At 41.7% G+C, this 17,442-nt stretch carries 11 protein-coding genes; 5 read left to right on the plus strand and 6 right to left on the minus strand.

Going from position 1 to position 17,442, the window contains the following annotated elements:
- Positions 1-155 precede the first annotated feature (155 nt).
- Positions 156-1,628 (minus strand): leucyl aminopeptidase, encoded by a 1,473-nt coding sequence (locus KV40_RS18210; RefSeq protein ID WP_036484522.1) that lies wholly within the window; start codon positions 1,626-1,628, stop codon positions 156-158.
- A gap of 547 nt (positions 1,629-2,175) precedes the next feature.
- Between KV40_RS18210 and KV40_RS18215 the strand changes: the two genes are divergently transcribed.
- Positions 2,176-3,528 (plus strand): cytochrome P450, encoded by a 1,353-nt coding sequence (locus KV40_RS18215; RefSeq protein ID WP_036484524.1) that lies wholly within the window; start codon positions 2,176-2,178, stop codon positions 3,526-3,528.
- A 16-nt stretch (positions 3,529-3,544) separates the two neighbouring features.
- Here KV40_RS18215 and KV40_RS18220 read toward each other — a convergent pair whose 3' ends face one another.
- The 3 genes from KV40_RS18220 to KV40_RS18230 form a co-directional block, all read right to left on the minus strand.
- Positions 3,545-5,281, minus strand: a complete 1,737-nt coding sequence (locus KV40_RS18220; RefSeq protein ID WP_036484526.1) for a diflavin flavoprotein — start codon at positions 5,279-5,281, stop codon at positions 3,545-3,547.
- A 190-nt stretch (positions 5,282-5,471) separates the two neighbouring features.
- Complete coding sequence (locus tag KV40_RS18225) at positions 5,472-5,972, minus strand: phosphate-starvation-inducible PsiE family protein (RefSeq protein ID WP_036484994.1); 501 nt, start codon at positions 5,970-5,972, stop codon at positions 5,472-5,474.
- Between the two features lie 93 nt (positions 5,973-6,065).
- On the minus strand, positions 6,066-7,796 hold the full coding sequence (locus tag KV40_RS18230; protein WP_036484528.1) for a diflavin flavoprotein: 1,731 nt from the start codon (positions 7,794-7,796) through the stop codon (positions 6,066-6,068).
- 951 nt (positions 7,797-8,747) lie between these two features.
- On the opposite strand from KV40_RS18230, the gene KV40_RS18235 reads away from it, so the two are divergent.
- The 4 genes from KV40_RS18235 to KV40_RS18250 all read left to right on the plus strand — a co-directional run bounded on the left by KV40_RS18235 (position 8,748) and on the right by KV40_RS18250 (position 14,110).
- Positions 8,748-10,106, plus strand: coding sequence for a CmpA/NrtA family ABC transporter substrate-binding protein (locus KV40_RS18235; RefSeq protein WP_036484530.1), 1,359 nt, complete (start codon positions 8,748-8,750; stop codon positions 10,104-10,106).
- A gap of 124 nt (positions 10,107-10,230) precedes the next feature.
- The gene (gene ntrB / locus KV40_RS18240) at positions 10,231-11,052 is read left to right on the plus strand and encodes a nitrate ABC transporter permease (RefSeq protein ID WP_371260800.1); all 822 of its coding nucleotides are present in this window, start codon (positions 10,231-10,233) and stop codon (positions 11,050-11,052) included.
- 112 nt (positions 11,053-11,164) lie between these two features.
- Complete coding sequence (locus tag KV40_RS18245) at positions 11,165-13,165, plus strand: nitrate ABC transporter ATP-binding protein (protein ID WP_036484535.1); 2,001 nt, start codon at positions 11,165-11,167, stop codon at positions 13,163-13,165.
- Positions 13,166-13,261: 96 nt separating this feature from the next.
- Positions 13,262-14,110: a nitrate ABC transporter ATP-binding protein gene (locus KV40_RS18250; protein WP_036484539.1), complete on the plus strand. Its 849-nt coding sequence runs from the start codon at positions 13,262-13,264 to the stop codon at positions 14,108-14,110.
- Between the two features lie 392 nt (positions 14,111-14,502).
- Here the strand turns inward: KV40_RS18250 and KV40_RS18255 are convergent, their stop codons facing one another.
- Both KV40_RS18255 and KV40_RS18260 read right to left on the minus strand, forming a co-directional pair.
- Positions 14,503-14,799, minus strand: coding sequence for a Mo-dependent nitrogenase C-terminal domain-containing protein (locus tag KV40_RS18255; protein WP_036484542.1), 297 nt, complete (start codon positions 14,797-14,799; stop codon positions 14,503-14,505).
- A gap of 180 nt (positions 14,800-14,979) precedes the next feature.
- The gene (locus KV40_RS18260) at positions 14,980-17,415 is read right to left on the minus strand and encodes a response regulator (protein WP_036484545.1); all 2,436 of its coding nucleotides are present in this window, start codon (positions 17,413-17,415) and stop codon (positions 14,980-14,982) included.
- Positions 17,416-17,442: the final 27 nt, after the last annotated feature.

Raw genomic sequence — 17,442 nt, forward strand, 5'->3', positions numbered from 1 at the left:
AGTATAGACTTGGCGACATTTAGAATAAAATTAGCAGACTTCTTTCTAATTTTTTTGTATTTTGGTATACATTTTGGGGTAGTTATTAAACCCAAAATAGACAAAGCTATGACAAAAGGGAAACAATAGTTTCCCCTCCAGCTTTGCATAAAAACCTAACTAGTAACCCAGTTAACCAAAGTTCTTACAGGAAAACCAGTCGCGCCTTTATTGTCGATGCCGTCTGGCTTGTCCGACCACACGGGACCAGCAATATCTAAATGCGCCCAAGGTGTGTCTTTAATAAACTGTTTGAGAAATAAAGCCGCAGTAATCGAACCACCAGCACGAGGTCCAGTATTTTTCATATCTGCGATCTGTGACTTTAAGCCTTCAAAATATTTTTCTTCCATCGGCAACTGCCAGAATTTTTCTCCTGCCGACTCGGCTGCGGTTTTGATTTGCTCTGCTAAAGAATCATCGGTACTCCACAAACCAGCAATATTGTTACCCAAAGCCACAATACAGGCACCAGTAAGAGTAGCAAGATCGACGATCGCATCGACTTCTAGTTTCTCAGCAAAGACCAAAGCATCGGCAAGAGTCAAGCGACCTTCAGCATCGGTATTATTTACCTCGATAGTCTTACCGTTAGAAGCTTTGAGAATATCGCCTGGATGCATAGCGTGACCGCTAATCATATTTTCGGCTGCGGCACAGATAAAGTGAACTTCTACATCTGGCTTTAGTTGAGCGATCGCTTTTGCCGCTCCCAAAGTAGCCGCACCGCCACCCATATCCATTTTCATGGTTTCGATCCCGCTACCGCTTACTTTGAGATTTAAACCGCCAGAATCGAAGGTTACGCTTTTACCGACGATGGCAAGTTTCTTTTTAGGAGTTCCGTCTGGTTTATAGGTAAGGTGAATAAACTTGGGTGGCAAGTCGGAAGCTTGAGCAACGCCTAAATAAGCTCCCATACCCTGCTCGAATTGTTCGCAAGCATCTCTTTCTAAAATTTCAATTGCCAAACCGCATTCTTCGGCAAGCTTTTGAGCGGTTTCTGCCATAGCTACGGGGTCGATCGCATTTGCAGGAGCATTTACCAGTTCTCTGGCTAAAATTACCCCAGAGGCGATGGTTTCGCCTTTAGCCACTGCCCCATCTTGACCGTTTAAGCCAATTAAGTCTACAGTTTCTAATTTGGTTTGCTTGTCTTCTGGCTCGGATTTAAAGCGATTATCTTGATGTAGTGCCAAAACAATTGCTTCTGCCATTGCTTGAGCGATCTTATCTGCTGCCTCCGAACCTACTGGCAGACTGATGCCAAGAGATTTTTCTTTAGCTGCCAGACGAGCGATCGCGGCTGCGGCACTGCGCCAACTATCTAGCTTTAAATCTTCTAATTTGCCCAGACCTACTAAGGCAATTTTGCGTACGGGGTTTTTATTGCCCACGCGACTCGTTATCGTACTTCCCGCCTTGCCTTCAAATTCTTCTTCGGCAATTAATTCTTTAACGATACCTGCTAATTTATCGTCTAATTTTGCCAGATCTCCTGCAAGTTCGGTTTCGCCCTCAAAAATTCCTACGGCGAGGAGATCGCCAGTCCAATCTAATAATGATGTTGTGGTTGCTTTAATCTGCATCCTGTATTCGTCTTTATCTGATGAAATAACAACTATATATAGTTTAAGTTTTCTATTACGGAATTACTCGATCGCCTAAGTTACTTCTCGTTTTTGTAAGGCAAGAGGCAAAAGACAAAAGGCAAAAGTTAAAAGGCAAAAAGCAAAAGCGCACCGCCTGCGCTGGTTGCGAAGCAAGTCGTTAGACTCGGTTTCCTCAGCGCGAACTGGAGTTCGCCGACATCGCTTCGCGATGGCGAGTCGCTCCAGCGACTGACGGAGCAAGAAGTTAAAACTAAAATGCCTAACCTTTCTACAATGAGCAGTTAACGATGAACAATTCTTGATTCAAAGCGCGATCGGCTCTGCCGCCGAGCTTCGCCCAATCGCGCTTGTAGTTAAACTTGACTGCTTACTGTTCCCTGTTCCCTGCTATATATTGTCCGAGCGACTCTGACTAAATAACTCGGAGATTAGATCTGGCTAAATTTTCTTTCACGACGAGCGGTTATAGAAAATCGCTAACATAAATTTTAGTGAGATTCGAGCCAAGTAAGAGAGCAAGCTAATGATGGCAAAACTACCTCCAGGTCCCAATCGTTCCTTTGTATTTCCGCTACCGCAACTGCGACTGCTAAGATTTATCGTTCGTCCGTTGCAAATGCTGGAAATGTTTGCCAGCCAGTATGAAGATTGTTTTACTCTCCCTCAGAAAAATTCACCACCTACGGTGTATTTTTATCATCCAGAAGCAATTAAGGAAATTTTTACCGCACCTCCAGAAGTATTTGATTCTAGCGATCGCAATAAACTTTTACAGCCTTTAGTAGGAGAAAATTCTTTATTGTTATTAAGGGGCGATCGCCACCAGAGACAACGCAAGCTATTGATGCCTCCTTTTCACGGTGCGCGGATGCAAACCTACGGAGAAACTATCGTTAAAATTGCTCGGCAGGTAACAAATAAATGGCAGGTCGGTCAACCTTTTGCGGTTCGCGCGGCAATGCAGGAAATTTCTTTAAAAGTAATTCTCTGTACGGTATTTGGCATTGATTCGGGCGATCGTTATCTGAAACTACAACAGTTGTTAACTTCGATGCTCGAATCAATTGGTTCTCCTGCTAGTTCTACACTACTGTTTTTCCCTTTATTACAAAAAGATTGGGGCGCTAAAAGTCCCTGGGGACATTTTTTGCGTCAGAAACAAGAAATAGATCGCATCTTGCTAAACGAAATTGCCCAGCGACGCAGCGAACCTGAAACCAGAGGCGACGACATTCTTTCACTGCTACTGGCAGCTAGAGATGAGGCAGGACAACCGATGAGCGATGATGAGTTAAAAGACGAACTGATAACTTTATTGTTTGCAGGTCACGAAACTACGGCATCGGCGATCGCCTGGGCAATATACTGGATCGAACGTTCTCCCGATATTAGAGACAAACTTTTGGCAGAACTAAACACCATCTCTGTCGAAGAAGATCCTCTAGCAGTATCGCGACTTCCCTATTTAACAGCAATTTGCCAGGAAACACTGCGAATTTATCCTATAGCTGTAAATACTTTTCCCCGTCGCGTTACACAGCCAATAGAAATATTTGGCTATCACTTTGAACCAGGTACTTTGCTGATACCTTCAATTTATCTAACCCACCATCGCCAAGAAATTTATCCCGAACCCAAACGCTTTAAACCAGAACGCTTCTTAGAGCGAACCTTCTCGGCTTATGAATATTTGCCTTTTGGCGGTGGTAGCAGTTTGTGTATCGGCTATGCCTTTGCTCAGTTTGAAATGAAACTGGTACTGGCAACTATTTTCTCCCGACTAGAGTTAAAGCTAGCCACCGATCGACCCGTTAAGCCGACTCGTCGGGGACTAACCCTAGCTCCTTCCAGCAATTTGCAGATGGTCGTAACTTAGAGGGAAATGGAAGATCTTAATAATGACTTCCAGACTTACGATGTTGAATGGCGGTGATGCCATTGGGTTCTAATACTTCACCGCGATCGACTGTGGCATAAACCAAAGTGCGATCGCCAGATTCGATCCGATTTTGAACTGTACATTCTAAATAAGCTAAGGCTTCTTCAATGATTAAACAACCGTTACTAGCGGTTTTAGTAGTTAAGTCGTTGAAGGAATTACTCTGGCGATCGCTAAAGTTTCTTCGGACATTTTTTGCTTCATTAAGGATATTTAGCACCAATTTATCCCCAGGATTTTGTGTCGAATCAATAGCTGGTTCTGGGGAGGCAATCATAATCCCAGGAGGATTAAAAGTTGCTTGAGATACCCAGGAAGTTAGCACACCGCTGTGTTCGTCGCCCTCGCAGCTAGTCAGTACGCAGAGAGAACCGACAATTCTGCCTACTGCTTGTTCGGTGCGATCGATCTGAGTTTCTGTTATTCCTTGACGTGGAGTCCGCAGGCGTTTGTTTTTTTTCAATTTTCGCGCAAATTCTTCACCTGCTTGAATACAATCTTTCAGATCTAAAGTAGTAGGACTAAAACGTACGCGGATTGGTTCAAACCCTAAGCTGTAATGAGCATCCCGTAGTTTATTTTCCAACACATCGATCGCTTCGCCACTCCAACCATAGGAACCAAATACTCCCGCTAACTTGGTTTTGGCTGCGTTAGCCAGAATAATTCCCAGTGCGGTTTGAATTTGCGTTGGCGCATGACCCCCTAAAGTCGGCGAACCAATAATAAAACCATCACAAGCTCGAACAGCCTGAGTAATTTCTTCTGGTGTGGCAAGTTCGCAGTTAATCGATTCTACCGCTACACCAGACTGAAGCGCACCATGGGCGATCGCATTGGCAAGATTGGCAGTGTTACCATAGGCAGAAGCGTATAGCAGAGCCACCTTAAATTCTTGACTAGTTTGTTGCTGACACCACTGCTGATAGTCGTAGCTAAAGCGACTGAGGCTATATTTAATTAAAGAGCCATGAGCGGGTGCATAAATTTTACTGGTAAGGGGTGCGAATTTAGCTAAAGCCGACTCTAATTGTTTGGTCTGAGTAGCGTGAAGACAGTCGAAATAAAAACGGCGGTCGGAATCTAATTGTTTCCAGTTCTCATCAAAGATAGCTTTATCGCAGATATGCGAGCCAAAGAATTTATCGCTGTAAAGAATTTTGGTTTGGGGATCGTAGGTACACAAACCATCAACCCAACGGGGGGTAGGAACGCTAATAAATTGTAGTCGGTGTCCTTGTCCCAAATCTAGAGTGTCGTTTTCTCTAACTACTCGTATTCGAGTCTGACGTTCGGGAAATATTAAAGCAGCTTTGAGGGCATTAACTGCGGGTTTGGAACAAATTATTTGCGCCTGCGGTGCTTTGCCTGCAAGCAACTGTAGTGTTGCTAAGCGATTGGGATTGACGTGCTGTAGGATAATGTAATCTAATTTTTGCCAATCGAGATACCGATCTAAAGTTTCTAGATAAATGTGTGTAAAAGATTGTCCTGGCGGATCGATTAAGGCAGTTTTATCGGCTTCAATGAGATAAGAATTAGAAGTCGTGCCTTTTTGACGAGAATATTCCACTTCAAACTTCAGTCTTTCCCAAGTACGCGATCGCAATACCTGAGTGTTCGTACCAATATTTGCAACTTGGACATCTCTTGGTCTAGCGGGTATCGTTTTAAAATTTGTTTGTAACATGATTTTTTGGAGATTTGGTTTATACGGGTTTGGAGGTGTAAAAAAGTTAAAAGTTAAAAGTCAAAAGTTAAAAGACAAAACTAAAATGTCTAACCTTTTGGCAATTGGCAATGAGCAGTTATCATTTAACATTTAACATTCATCATTAAGCATTTATCGTCTGTATTATTCACTGTTCATTGTTCATTGTTCACTGTTTACTGTTCACTGCTTGTTTTTTATGTCGTTCGGATACTTTTTGTTCGGGATCTATGCCTTCAAATGTAGGAGGTAGCCAAACTCGGACTACTAGCAAAACAGCTAAAACCAGTAAAAAAGAACAAGTAGCCAAAACTTGACTCCAAGGAGTTTCTAAAATTCCTTTGACGATGATTTCTCTTAAAACCGAAACGATAGAGACTTCGACAGCAACACCAATAGAAATGCGGCGTTCTTGCAAATAAATGATTAAAAGGCGAAACAGTTCTACTAAAATCAGCAAAAACAATATGTCAGCCGTGACCATAGGAAAATTGAGCGGCGGTAGTAGAGAAACAAACAACTCTCGTAACTGAATTGCCATGAAGCTAAATAGACCGATACAGAGCGAGATAATAATTAAATCTTGAATAAACTCCAAAATTTGAATCACGCTACTGCTGTTTAGCAATTTGTACCAAGGAGTTGGGGAAGTGTCGGCAAATTTGTGCATCATATTTAATTGTTGATTGTTAGCTCTTTTCATTGAGCATTTATCATTGACCATTTATCAAATGCTCAATGTTTAATGTTCAACGTTTAATGTTTAATAATGATTTCCTACCTTGCGATGATGAACGGCGGTTAAAACATCTAGCTTGGCTACTCTGCCGGCTTTTACGGTGCTATAAACAATCCAGTGGTCGCTGCATTCCAAGCGGTTGCTTACTTCACATTCGATATATGCTAGAGATTCGGCAATAATCGGCGAACCATTAGTCGCAGGTACGATTTCGATCCCTTCAAAGCGATCTGCACCAGGGGGAAAACGTTTGAGAAAATGTTTGATTAAATGCTGATAATTATCTTCTTCTAAAACATTCAACACAAAACTATCGCCAATGTGCAAGAAAGATTCAATCGCCCGATCTTTAGCTACGGCGATCGCAATTCCTAAAGGTTTTAAACTAGCTTGCGTTACCCACGATGCCACCATTGCGCTGGAAATATCGCCTTTGCGAGCGGTGATAATATACAAACCATTGCTGATTCTACCCAAGGCTCTTTCTAGACTATTATCGATCGCTTTCATTTTTTTAATAGTGCGATCGCGGGTCAACCACTGTCCCAAATCCGTACCAGCTTCATCGCAAATTTGCTCGATTGCCCGATCTGGGGCTTGTTTGATTAAAATTGGCGGAAAAGCTTCGCTCAAGCCGATTTCTTGAAATTTATTGCGTAAGGGATAAATTGGTTCGTCTTCGCCACCACCAACTTCAAATAAGGCGATCGCCTGTTTGTGGTGTGCGGCTGCTAGAACGGTACTGAGTATCGCCTGGGCTTCTGTGTTCGACTGGGCTGGCATTCCCAATACCAATCCTGCCGCTTGCGCTACCAACTCTCTAACTTCTTGCGGTTCGGTATCGTTCCAATCGATTAATTCTACTGCTACTCCAGTTTTGGTGATTCCCTGGGCGATCGCTCTGGCAAGCTCGTCACTATAACCATATTCAGAATAGAACAGTACGACCAAGGTATCGGTTTTGGCTTGTGCTTGACTCCATTGCTGATAGCGATCTACTAATTCGCGGCGATGGTATTGTAACAATGGACCGTGTCCCGTAGCGATGGTTTCTAGCTCTAATTTTCTCATCCGCTTGATGGCGGCTAAAACCGAACGGGCATTAGGCTTCATTAAACAGTCGTAGTAATATTCAAAGTCTGCCTCAATTAGTTCTAAATCTTCATCAAAAGTCGGTTCGTCGCAATAGTGCATCCCAAAGGCATCGCAAGTATAAAGAACTTGAGTTTTGTAATCGAAGGTAAAAATGGTATCGGGCCAGTGTAAGTTGGGAGCAGAAACAAATTCTAATTGGTGTCCGTTGCCCAAATCTAAGCGATCGCCATTTTTAACTATTTGATACTCAAACGGCTGATGTACCATATTTCCTAAAAATTGAATCGCTACCTTGGCACCAATTACCGTAACCTGGGGTGCTAACGCCAAGACATCTTTCACCAAACCACTATGGTCGGGTTCGGTATGACTGATAATTAAATAATCGAGTTGCTTGGGATTTATTAAACCTGTCAATAACTCCAGATATAGATGTCGAAACTTAGCGTGAGTAGTATCCACTAACGCTAGCTTGTCGCCTCGAATTATAAAAGAATTGTAGGTAGTGCCGTTTTGTAAGCCAAATTCGATATCAAAGCGATCGCGATCCCAATCGAGACACCGAATAGCGGTAGTTTCTGAGGCAATTTCGCTAGTTTGTAGAGTTAGTCTTTCAGTATTAGCTCTAGTCGTTTGGTTAGTTTGTGTGAGTGCAACCATCAGTTACTCCTAGTTAAATGCTCTAAATTTTTATCGAGCGGCTTTTTTTATCCGTATTTTTTTCGCTCTATTGTCAAAAACAACTGCAATATTTTGCTGACTTCATTGCTGTAATGTTTCTTCTTTTATATTTACGTTTTACACACTAATTTGTAAAATGTTTATTTTTAAATATACCGATTAACTATGCTTATCAATTTAGTTAGATCGAGCTAAAACCAAATGGTTTGACAAGATAATTACCTATAGTATTTTTTCGAACCAAACGAGTAAATCCCAGCGATTTATTACTTTACAGCAGTTTTAACTTAGTTTTTTGCCTTACAAAACCTATAGATAGCATTCTTTTTCAGATTTTATGCAATTTAACTCAAAGCCAATTTTATTTGATATTTTCAAACTATTTTTAGACTTTTGTTGGAATTTATAAACTATTGGGTTTTACTATTTTTTTGCTGCGAGCAGAAATAAATACACTTGTATTTGCACAAATCGATATAGCTTTTGTTATGTTCGTTTGTGTTTTAAACTATTAGCCTATAACTACAATTTAGTTTTATCAATATTAGATTCATTCCTTGTTCTTTAACAAAATGTAACTCTAAATAAAAAGCAATATATACGATTAAAAAATATCGATACTAAAGCCGAAAACTGCCCAAAATAGGTAAGTCAACTATGAGTTAAAAAAAAATTATCATTCAAATCAATTTTTTTAGCATAGAAAAAAACAAATGTTTTTTTATTTTATGATAGTCTTATACTTATTCTCTTAGAATAGATTAAAACAAATTAAGAATTACCTAAAAAACAATAGATTTTGCCTTTGATATTTGTTTAGAGCCGATGTATTCGTTTATATATCGAATATCAAAAAATTTTGCTAACAATTTTTCCAGACTTTATTAAATTAAACTGTCCGCTCGAAAACATGGATAGTTAGGAGGTTTTATGTCCAATTATTCGCGATTTTCTCGACGTAGATTTTTAACCACCGCTGCTGCTTCTGGAATAGGTGCCGTGTTTCTCAAAGGATGTTTGGGTAATCCACCCGAACCAGTAGGAACAGCCGTTACAGAACAAGTAGAAGCAGCCGAGATTAGTCCAGAAATGATGCCAGAGACGACCAAGGTTGTTTTGGGTTACATTCCCATTGTGGAAGCTGCACCGCTAATTGTTGCCAAAGAAAAAGGCTTTTTTGCCAAATATGGCATGACCGATGTGGAAATATCCAAGCAGGCAAACTGGGCATCAGCGAGGGATAACGTCACCATTGGTTCGGAAGGTGGCGGCATCGATGGTGGTCAGTGGCAAATGCCCATGCCCCATCTAATTAGTGAAGGAATTATTACTAACGGTAACAAAGTGCCGATGTATCTATTGGCGCAATTAATCACTCAAGGCAATGGAATTGCGATCGCTGGTAAAAACCAGGGCAAGGGATTGGGTTTAGATATTTCAAACGCCGCCGAATTTGTTAAAAACTATGCCAAAACTGAAGGCAGAAAATTTAAAGCTGCTCATACTTTTCCCAATGTCAATCAAGATTTTTGGATTCGCTATTGGTTTGCTGCGGGTGGTGTCGATCCAGATAAAGATATTGATTTATTAGCCGTACCTCCTCCCGAAACCGTACAGGGGATGCGTAACGGCACGATGGATGCGTTTAGTACGGGCGATCCTTGGCCCTATCGCATTATTGCTGAAGATATCGGGTTTATGGCAGCTTTGACTGCGGAAATTTGGAAGTTTCACCCCGAAGAATATTTGGCAATTCGGGCAGATTGGGTAGATAAAAATCCCAAAGCAACTAAAGCTTTACTTAAAGGATTGATGGAAGCGCAGCAGTGGATCGATGGAGTCAATAATACCGAAGCAGTTGTCAGCATTGTAGCTGGGCGTAATTACTTTAACGTACCAGAAGATATTTTAGTACCTCCTTACAAAGGGGATTACAAGATGGGGGATGGCAAAGCAGAAATTAAGGATAAAATGATGGGTCCTTTGTATTGGAAAGATGGTATTGGTAATGTTTCCTATCCCTATAAAAGTCACGACCTATGGTTTTTAACCGAAAGTATGCGTTGGGGTTTCCATAAAGATGCCATTTCCGATATCGATACAGCCAAACAGATAATCGATCGCGTCAACCGCGAAGACTTGTGGAAAGAAGCAGCAACAGAAGCAGGATTTACCGCCGATATACCCGCTAGTACCTCAAGAGGCGTGGAGAAGTTTTTTGATGGTAAAACATTTGACCCCCAAAATCCAGAAGCATATCTAAATAGCCTGGAAATTAAAAATGTTTAACAGTAGGGACGTGTCTTGGTGCGCGTTTCCTAGCAGACTCCGCCAGGAGCAAATCGCCCGATAGTTTACCAAAGAAATATTTTAAGAAGGAGCAATAATAATCATGGCTGTCAGTACACCGAGAATGCGTAGAAATAGCGCGAGGAGTAACAAGTTCGCCTCGTTATGGCAAAAAAACAAAGACAATATTTTGCCGCCTCTAATTGGGATTCTTGGCTTTTTAATTCTTTGGGAACTCTTTGCCATGCTGCCAGGGATGAGATTGCCAGGACCTACCAGCTTATGGACGGATGAGAGAACCAGAATTTTATTACTCTATCCTTTTTACGATCGCGGTGGTTTGGATAAGGGTTTATTTTGGCAGACGATGGCAAGTTTGGGTAGAGTGGCACAGGGCTATTCTCTAGCCGCTTTGATTGGCATCGGCACTGGTATTTTAGTGGGAACGCAGCCCTTAATCAATAAAGCTTTAGATCCAATTTTCCAATTCTTACGCATGGTTGCACCTCTGGCTTGGGTTCCCATCGCTTTGGTTGCCCTACAACAAAATCAACCTGCGGCGATTTTCGTAATCTTTATCACCTCAGTTTGGCCCATTCTAATTAATACTACCGAGGGCGTTCGCCAAATTCCTCAAGACTATCTCAACGTACGCCGAGTTTTAAAACTTTCCAATCATAAGTTCTTTTTCAAAATTCTCTTGCCTTCTGCCCTGCCCTATATCTTTACTGGTTTGAGAATTGGTATCGGTTTGGCTTGGTTGGCAATTATCGCCGCCGAAATTGTGATGTCGGGTATTGTTGGCATCGGCTTTTTTATCTGGGATGCCTATCAGCAAAACTACATCAGCGAGATTATTTTGGCGGTTATCTATATAGGTGCGGTGGGTTTAATTTTAGATCGGGCGATCGCCTATTTGCACAAGTTAATTGCCCCCCAATCTTAGAAAAGTCAAAAGGTCTTAGGTTTCGGATTCTAGGTTTAAAGATTCAAATTATTTATTTATCCGCTACCTACTCCCTATTCTCTGTTCCCTATTCCCTATTTCCTGAAAAATCATGAGCGTATTTGTTGCAGTAGATCGACTTGAAAAAGTTTTTCCTCTCAGCGGGGGCGGTGAATATATTGCCCTCAAAGGTATCGACTTACAAATTAAAAAAGGTGAATTTATTTCTTTAATCGGTCACTCTGGTTGTGGTAAATCGACGCTGTTAAACACGATTGCGGGGTTAGATTTACCTACCGACGGGATAGTCACTCTAGAAGGACAGAAAATTAAAGAACCAGGACCCGATCGCATGGTAGTGTTTCAAAACTACTCTTTGCTACCCTGGTTGACAGTGCGGCAAAATATTGCCCTGGCTGTAGATGAGGTAATGGGCAATGCCGCCAAAGCCGAACGCAGATCGGTAGTAGAAGAACATATTAATTTGGTAGGGTTGCGTCATGCAGTCGATAAATACCCCAATCAGCTATCGGGAGGAATGAAACAAAGGGTGGCGATCGCCCGTGCCTTGGCAATTCGTCCCAAACTCCTCCTCTTAGACGAACCTTTTGGGGCGTTAGATGCCTTGACTCGTGGTAATTTGCAGGAGCAATTGATGCGAATATGCGAACAGTATCACGTTACTTCGGTGATGGTAACTCACGATGTCGATGAAGCAGTGTTATTGAGTGATCGAATAGTGATGCTTACCAATGGTCCCGCATCCAAAATTGGCGGCATTTTAGAGGTAGATATACCCCGTCCCCGCAAGCGCATGGAAGTTGTCAACCATCCCAGTTACTACAGCTTACGCAGCGAAATTATCTACTTCCTCAACCAGCAAAAGCGGATTAAAAAAATACGAGCAAAGAAAACTGCTGTAGTTGCCCGTCATGGTTTGGAAAAAGTAAATTTAGAAATTGGCTTCGTTCCCCTAACCGCTTGTGCCCCATTAGCTATCGCCAAGGAAAAGGGCTTTTTTAGCAAACACGGTTTGGATGAAATTAGTCTCGCCAGAGAAACTAGTTGGCGCGGTATTGTCGATGGTATTATCGGAGGCTATCTCGATGCGGCACAGATGCCCGCAGGGATGCCTACTTGGTTGACCGCAGGAGGAAACCAGGATCGTCCTTTACCCATCGTTACTGCTTTGACCATGACTCGTAATGGTAACGGTATTACTCTGGCACAGAAATTTTACGAGCGAGGGATAATTACTGCTGCCAAATACAAACAAAAGCTACTTGCCCTGGATGGCGAAAAGCATACCCTGGGAATGGTACATCCCTCCTCAATGCACAACATTTTATTGCGCTACTGGTTGGCAGCAGGAGGCATCGATCCCGATAAAGATGTAGAACTCAAAACTATTCCCCCCGCCCAAATGGTAGCCGACCTTAAAGCAGGAACTATTGACGGTTATTGTGTGGGTGAACCTTGGAATCTCCGCGCCGCGATGGAAGGACACGGTTTTACCGTCGCTACCGATATGGAAATTTGGCAGGGGCATCCAGGTAAAGTTTTGGGAGTTAGAGAAGATTGGGCAAATCGCTATCCCAACACTCATGTTGCTCTGGTAAAAGCCCTGTTAGAAGCTGGTCATTATTGTGCTGATGAAGCCAATCATCAAGAAATTAGAGAGATTTTGGCTAGTCGTCAGTATTTAGCTACCAAAGAAGAATATATTCAACTAGGTACGCCGACAAACTATAGCTGTAATTTAGACGAACATGTTGAATACGCCCACCACATGTTCTTTGGCGATGGTTTAAACCGTCCCAGTCGCACCGAACATCTTTGGATGATGACCCAGATGGCGCGTTGGGGACATATTCCCTTCCCCCGTAACTGGGTAGAAATTCTCGAACGTGTTTGTCGGGTAAGTACTTTTAGTACCGCTACCAGGGAACTGGAATTGGGAGATCTTAAATATCGTCGCAGTCCTATTAAGCTATTCGACGGCGTTGTTTTTGATGCCGAAGATCCTATCGGTTATCTCAATCACTTGGATATCGAACGCAACTTCACTATTGCTGAAGTGCATTTTGAATCTCCAACGCCTATTGCTGCGTAATTTTAATTACGAATGATGAGTGATGAACTTTCTATTTTTTTCATCGTTCATCTTTAACTTTTGCCTTTTAACTTTTGACTTTTAACTTTTTTACCCATGCAAGCTTCTAACAGAAAATTAGTAGAATTACAGTTTCAACGTTCGACGCAAAATTCTTCCTTTGTTGAAATTAAAAACGTCTCCAAAGTTTATCCTACTCTTACTGGTTCTTACACCGTTTTAGAAAACGTTAATTTGACAGTAGATGAAGGGGAATTTATTTGCGTTATCGGTCACTCTGGTTGTGGTAAGTCTACCCTTTTGAATATGGTTTCTGGTTTTACCCGACCGACTACAGGCATGGTAACGGTGGCGGGAAAAACCATTACCGAACCAGGACCCGATCGCATGGTAGTATTTCAAAACTATGCCTTATTACCCTGGCTATCGGTGTTTGATAATGTTTATCTGGCGGTAGATTCGGTTCATCAGAAAAAATCCGAACGAGAAAAGCGTGCCATCGTTCGCGAACATCTCAATATGGTAGGCTTGAGCGAAGCAGCAGAGAAAAAACCCACCCAAATTTCTGGGGGGATGAAACAACGGGTTTCTATTGCCCGTGCCCTGGCTATTCGTCCCGAAGTTTTAATCTTAGACGAACCCTTTGGGGCATTGGATGCGATTACTAAAGAAGAACTACAGGAAGAACTGCTCAAAATTTGGAACGAACATCGCTGTACGGTGTTGATGATTACTCACGATATCGATGAGGCTTTGTTTCTAGCAGACCGTTTGGTAATGATGACTAATGGTCCTGCTGCTGGTATTGGCGAAATTCTCAAGATCGATTTTCCCCGTCCTAGAGATCGCGATCGCATTATGGAACAGCCCGAATATTACGACCTGCGTAATTATGCCCTGGATTTTCTTTACAATCGCTTTGCTCACGACGAAGATGCTGCTTGATATAGCAGTACGCTTTGAGGTTATACCATTTCTCGAAACTAGCTAGATAGATGAGATTAAAAATGTAGGTTGGGTTTCGTGCCTCAACCTACTACTTACGCTAAGTTTCGATAGCGCAAGTAGTAAGTTTGTAGAGTTAGTCTTTCAATAGTAGATCTAGCAATAGTAAATCTAGTCGCTTGGTTAGTATGTGAGAGTGCAACCATAAGTTAATCCTGGTTTCTAATGAGAGCGGGAAATGGTTAACACTTTAAATTTGTCATAAGACTTGCCAATAAAGCAACCTATCTAAACAACAAGTGTTCGCTATAATGTGCTCTCATTAGTAAATGCTCTAAGTTTTTCGACCGACAAAACGCTAAAAAATTCAAAATTCTCAAATTTTGGTTTGATTACCAGCAATAAGGCGTAATATCTTCTCCGCAGGTGTCGGCAAGAAAGCAGAGTGCGCGAAACCGCAATCCCATCAATTGCTCGTATAAAGGATTTAATTTGCACAAAGCTGGAATCCGAAAAATAACTCTACCGAAAACCCGTACGTCTCTGGCAAAGGGGCATTGACTGGGAATTAATTTAACAATGCGTCGTGCTGTTTGTGCTTCTTGTATTTCTAAGCCTTCAAGCCACTTTTGAAGTGGTTGCCAAAGATTTATAGATTTCTGGTGAAAATTTTGAATTGGAGCTGTCATTTTTAATTTGTGCTTAACTTTCGTTTCTCTTTTAATAAGTTAACAAAATTATTAAGTATTTTTAATATAAAAATATTTTATCTTTAATTGACAAAACTTATCTTTTGAGCGCTGCATTTTTTGATGTTAGCGGCAGATATTTTGTCTATCTGATTATTCATGCACCTAAACTCTCAAAATTTAAGAATTAGAGGAGGCTTTAGTTAAGTTAACAATCTCATCAAAGTCATAGTTGCGCGTCATGGCGGTAATCGCCTGGGCAATATGCTGATGACTGGCTGGAATAGATTCGATTAACTGTGTAATTTGTTCGGCATCTACAGCGATCGCAGCTTGATGTAGCTCTCTTAATAATTCTGCTGGTAAGGTTTTGAGTTCGTCAACATCGACCGATTCGTTTGCGGGTTCCGTCCTCGAAACGATAACTTCATCAGATTCATAAACGAATTTTACGCCTAAATACTGCGTCAATTTATCAAAAATAACTCGTTCGGAAAATGGTTTGCGGACAAAATCATCGCATCCAGCCTGTAATACTTTGCCTTTTTGTTCTTCAAAGGCAGAAGCAGTAATAGCTACAATTGTTACTTCTTTACCATTAGCTTTTCTAATTTGCTCCGTAGCTTTGTAGCCATCCATAACTGGCATTCGCATATCCATCCAAATAAAATGAGGCTGCCACTGTTGCCATAGCTCGATCGCTTCAACACCATTACTAGCAGTGCGCACTTCAAACCCCACTGACTGTAATAACTCAACCAGTACCTGGCGATTGGTTTGTTTGTCGTCTACTACGGCAATGCGATATTGGGTTTGTCCTGGTGCGATTTTTTTCACACGCTCATAGGCATTTTCTTGTTGGGGAGGCTCTACTGGCTGTACTATCAGAGCGAAACCAAAAGTAGAACCCGCTCCTAAAGTACTTTCAACCCAAATTTTACCACCCATCAATTCAACGAATTGACGACAAATTGCCAATCCCAAACCCGTACCTTCTTCTGCTTGAGAGCCGCTGAGAGTTTGTACGAAGGGATTGAATAAACTGTCTAATTCTTTGGAGGCAATTCCCGTTCCCGTATCCGATATTTCAAAGCAGAGTTTGGCTTGCTTGCTTATTAGTTTAGTCTGGTCAAAATTGCCAACAGTAGCCAAAAGTGTTACTCCTCCAGATTCAGTAAATTTAACGGCATTACTCAAAAGATTGATTAATAGTTGGCGTAGTTTGCGCGGATCGCTAATTACATACTGTGGTAGATTGGGTGCGAGGACAAATTCAAACCAAAGCTGCTTGGCGGCGGCTCTAATTTGAAACATATCGCGAATAGTTTGCAAAAGTAGATGCAGATCGAAGGTTTCGAGATTCAGGGTAGTTTTTCCCGCTTCAATCTTAGACATTTCCAAAATGTCATTAATCAGATTTAGTAAATGTTCGCCACTACGATTGATAATATCTAAATATTCTTTTTGCGTAGCAGAGATAGTAGTATTGTCTCTTGCTAACAGTTGAGAAAAACCCAGAATTGCGTTGAGGGGTGTTCGCAACTCATGACTCATATTAGCCAAAAATAGACTCTTAGCCCGATTGGCAGATTCTGCTTCTCTGGCTTTAATTTGTAATTGCCGACTCGATCTTTCTAACTCCTGACGGGAAAGATTTAGCTGGTGCGATAGCCAATTGACTCCTACTAGCAGTCCCAATACAGATATCAGTCCTACCAGAATAATCGCGCTAGCAAGCTGACGTGCGGGATAGAAGGCTTCTGCCTGATCGATTTCAACTAGCAAAGCGATATCCTGTTCGTTAAGCCAGCGATAAACTCCTAATACTGAAGATTTTTGATAGTTGCGATAGAGTCCATAACCGCTCATGCCACTCATGGCCGCATCAATACCAGCACTGCTAATACCGCCTGACAAAGTCGATATAGGCTCAGAAGATTTTCCAGCAATAAAAGAGTTTTTACTAATCAAAGAACCAACTAAATAAGCTTCACCACTCGTTCCCAAACCAGTTTTTTCGCGCACAATGCGATCTATACGTTCGAGATCTAGATCTACTAAAATCATTCCCTGACGATCTTTTAAAGGTTTGGCTAAGGTAATAGCTGGTTTTCTGGTTATTGGGGAAACATAAAATATGGGCGCAAAGTCAGTTCCCGTCTCGACTTTTTCAACATAGGTAATATTGGCGAGAATTTCATAGTTTCCCTCGCGCTGTTTATCGGTTGAAAGTACGATTTTGTTGCTGCGATCGAGAACAAATACTTCTCTTAGGCTAGGTTTGATTTGTTTTACTTGTTTTAAGTAGCGAGTCAGTACCTCATATGCGGTTTTTTTTTCTGTTTCGCTATTCGAATCGAGCAGTACATTGAGATTGGCTGCAACATCTGGCATTTGGGTAAAAAGTAGAAAATCGCGCTGTTGGTCTTCAAACCAGCGAGTAATTTCTTCTTCTTTTAAAGTTGCAGCTACACTGAGGCGATCGAATGCAGCCTGCTGTAGAGCTTTTCTAGCTCGAAAATATGCCACTCCCCCTACTACTCCTACAGTTATCAACGCCAACAGCAAAAAATAATTGGCGATCTTGGTTGTAAGGGATAACTGCGGTAACTTCATTGGCGACACTGCCAGCGTTCATTAATT

Origin of the sequence: Myxosarcina sp. GI1 (genome assembly GCF_000756305.1) — a bacterium.
Taxonomy (GTDB): Bacteria; Cyanobacteriota; Cyanobacteriia; order Cyanobacteriales; family Xenococcaceae; genus Myxosarcina.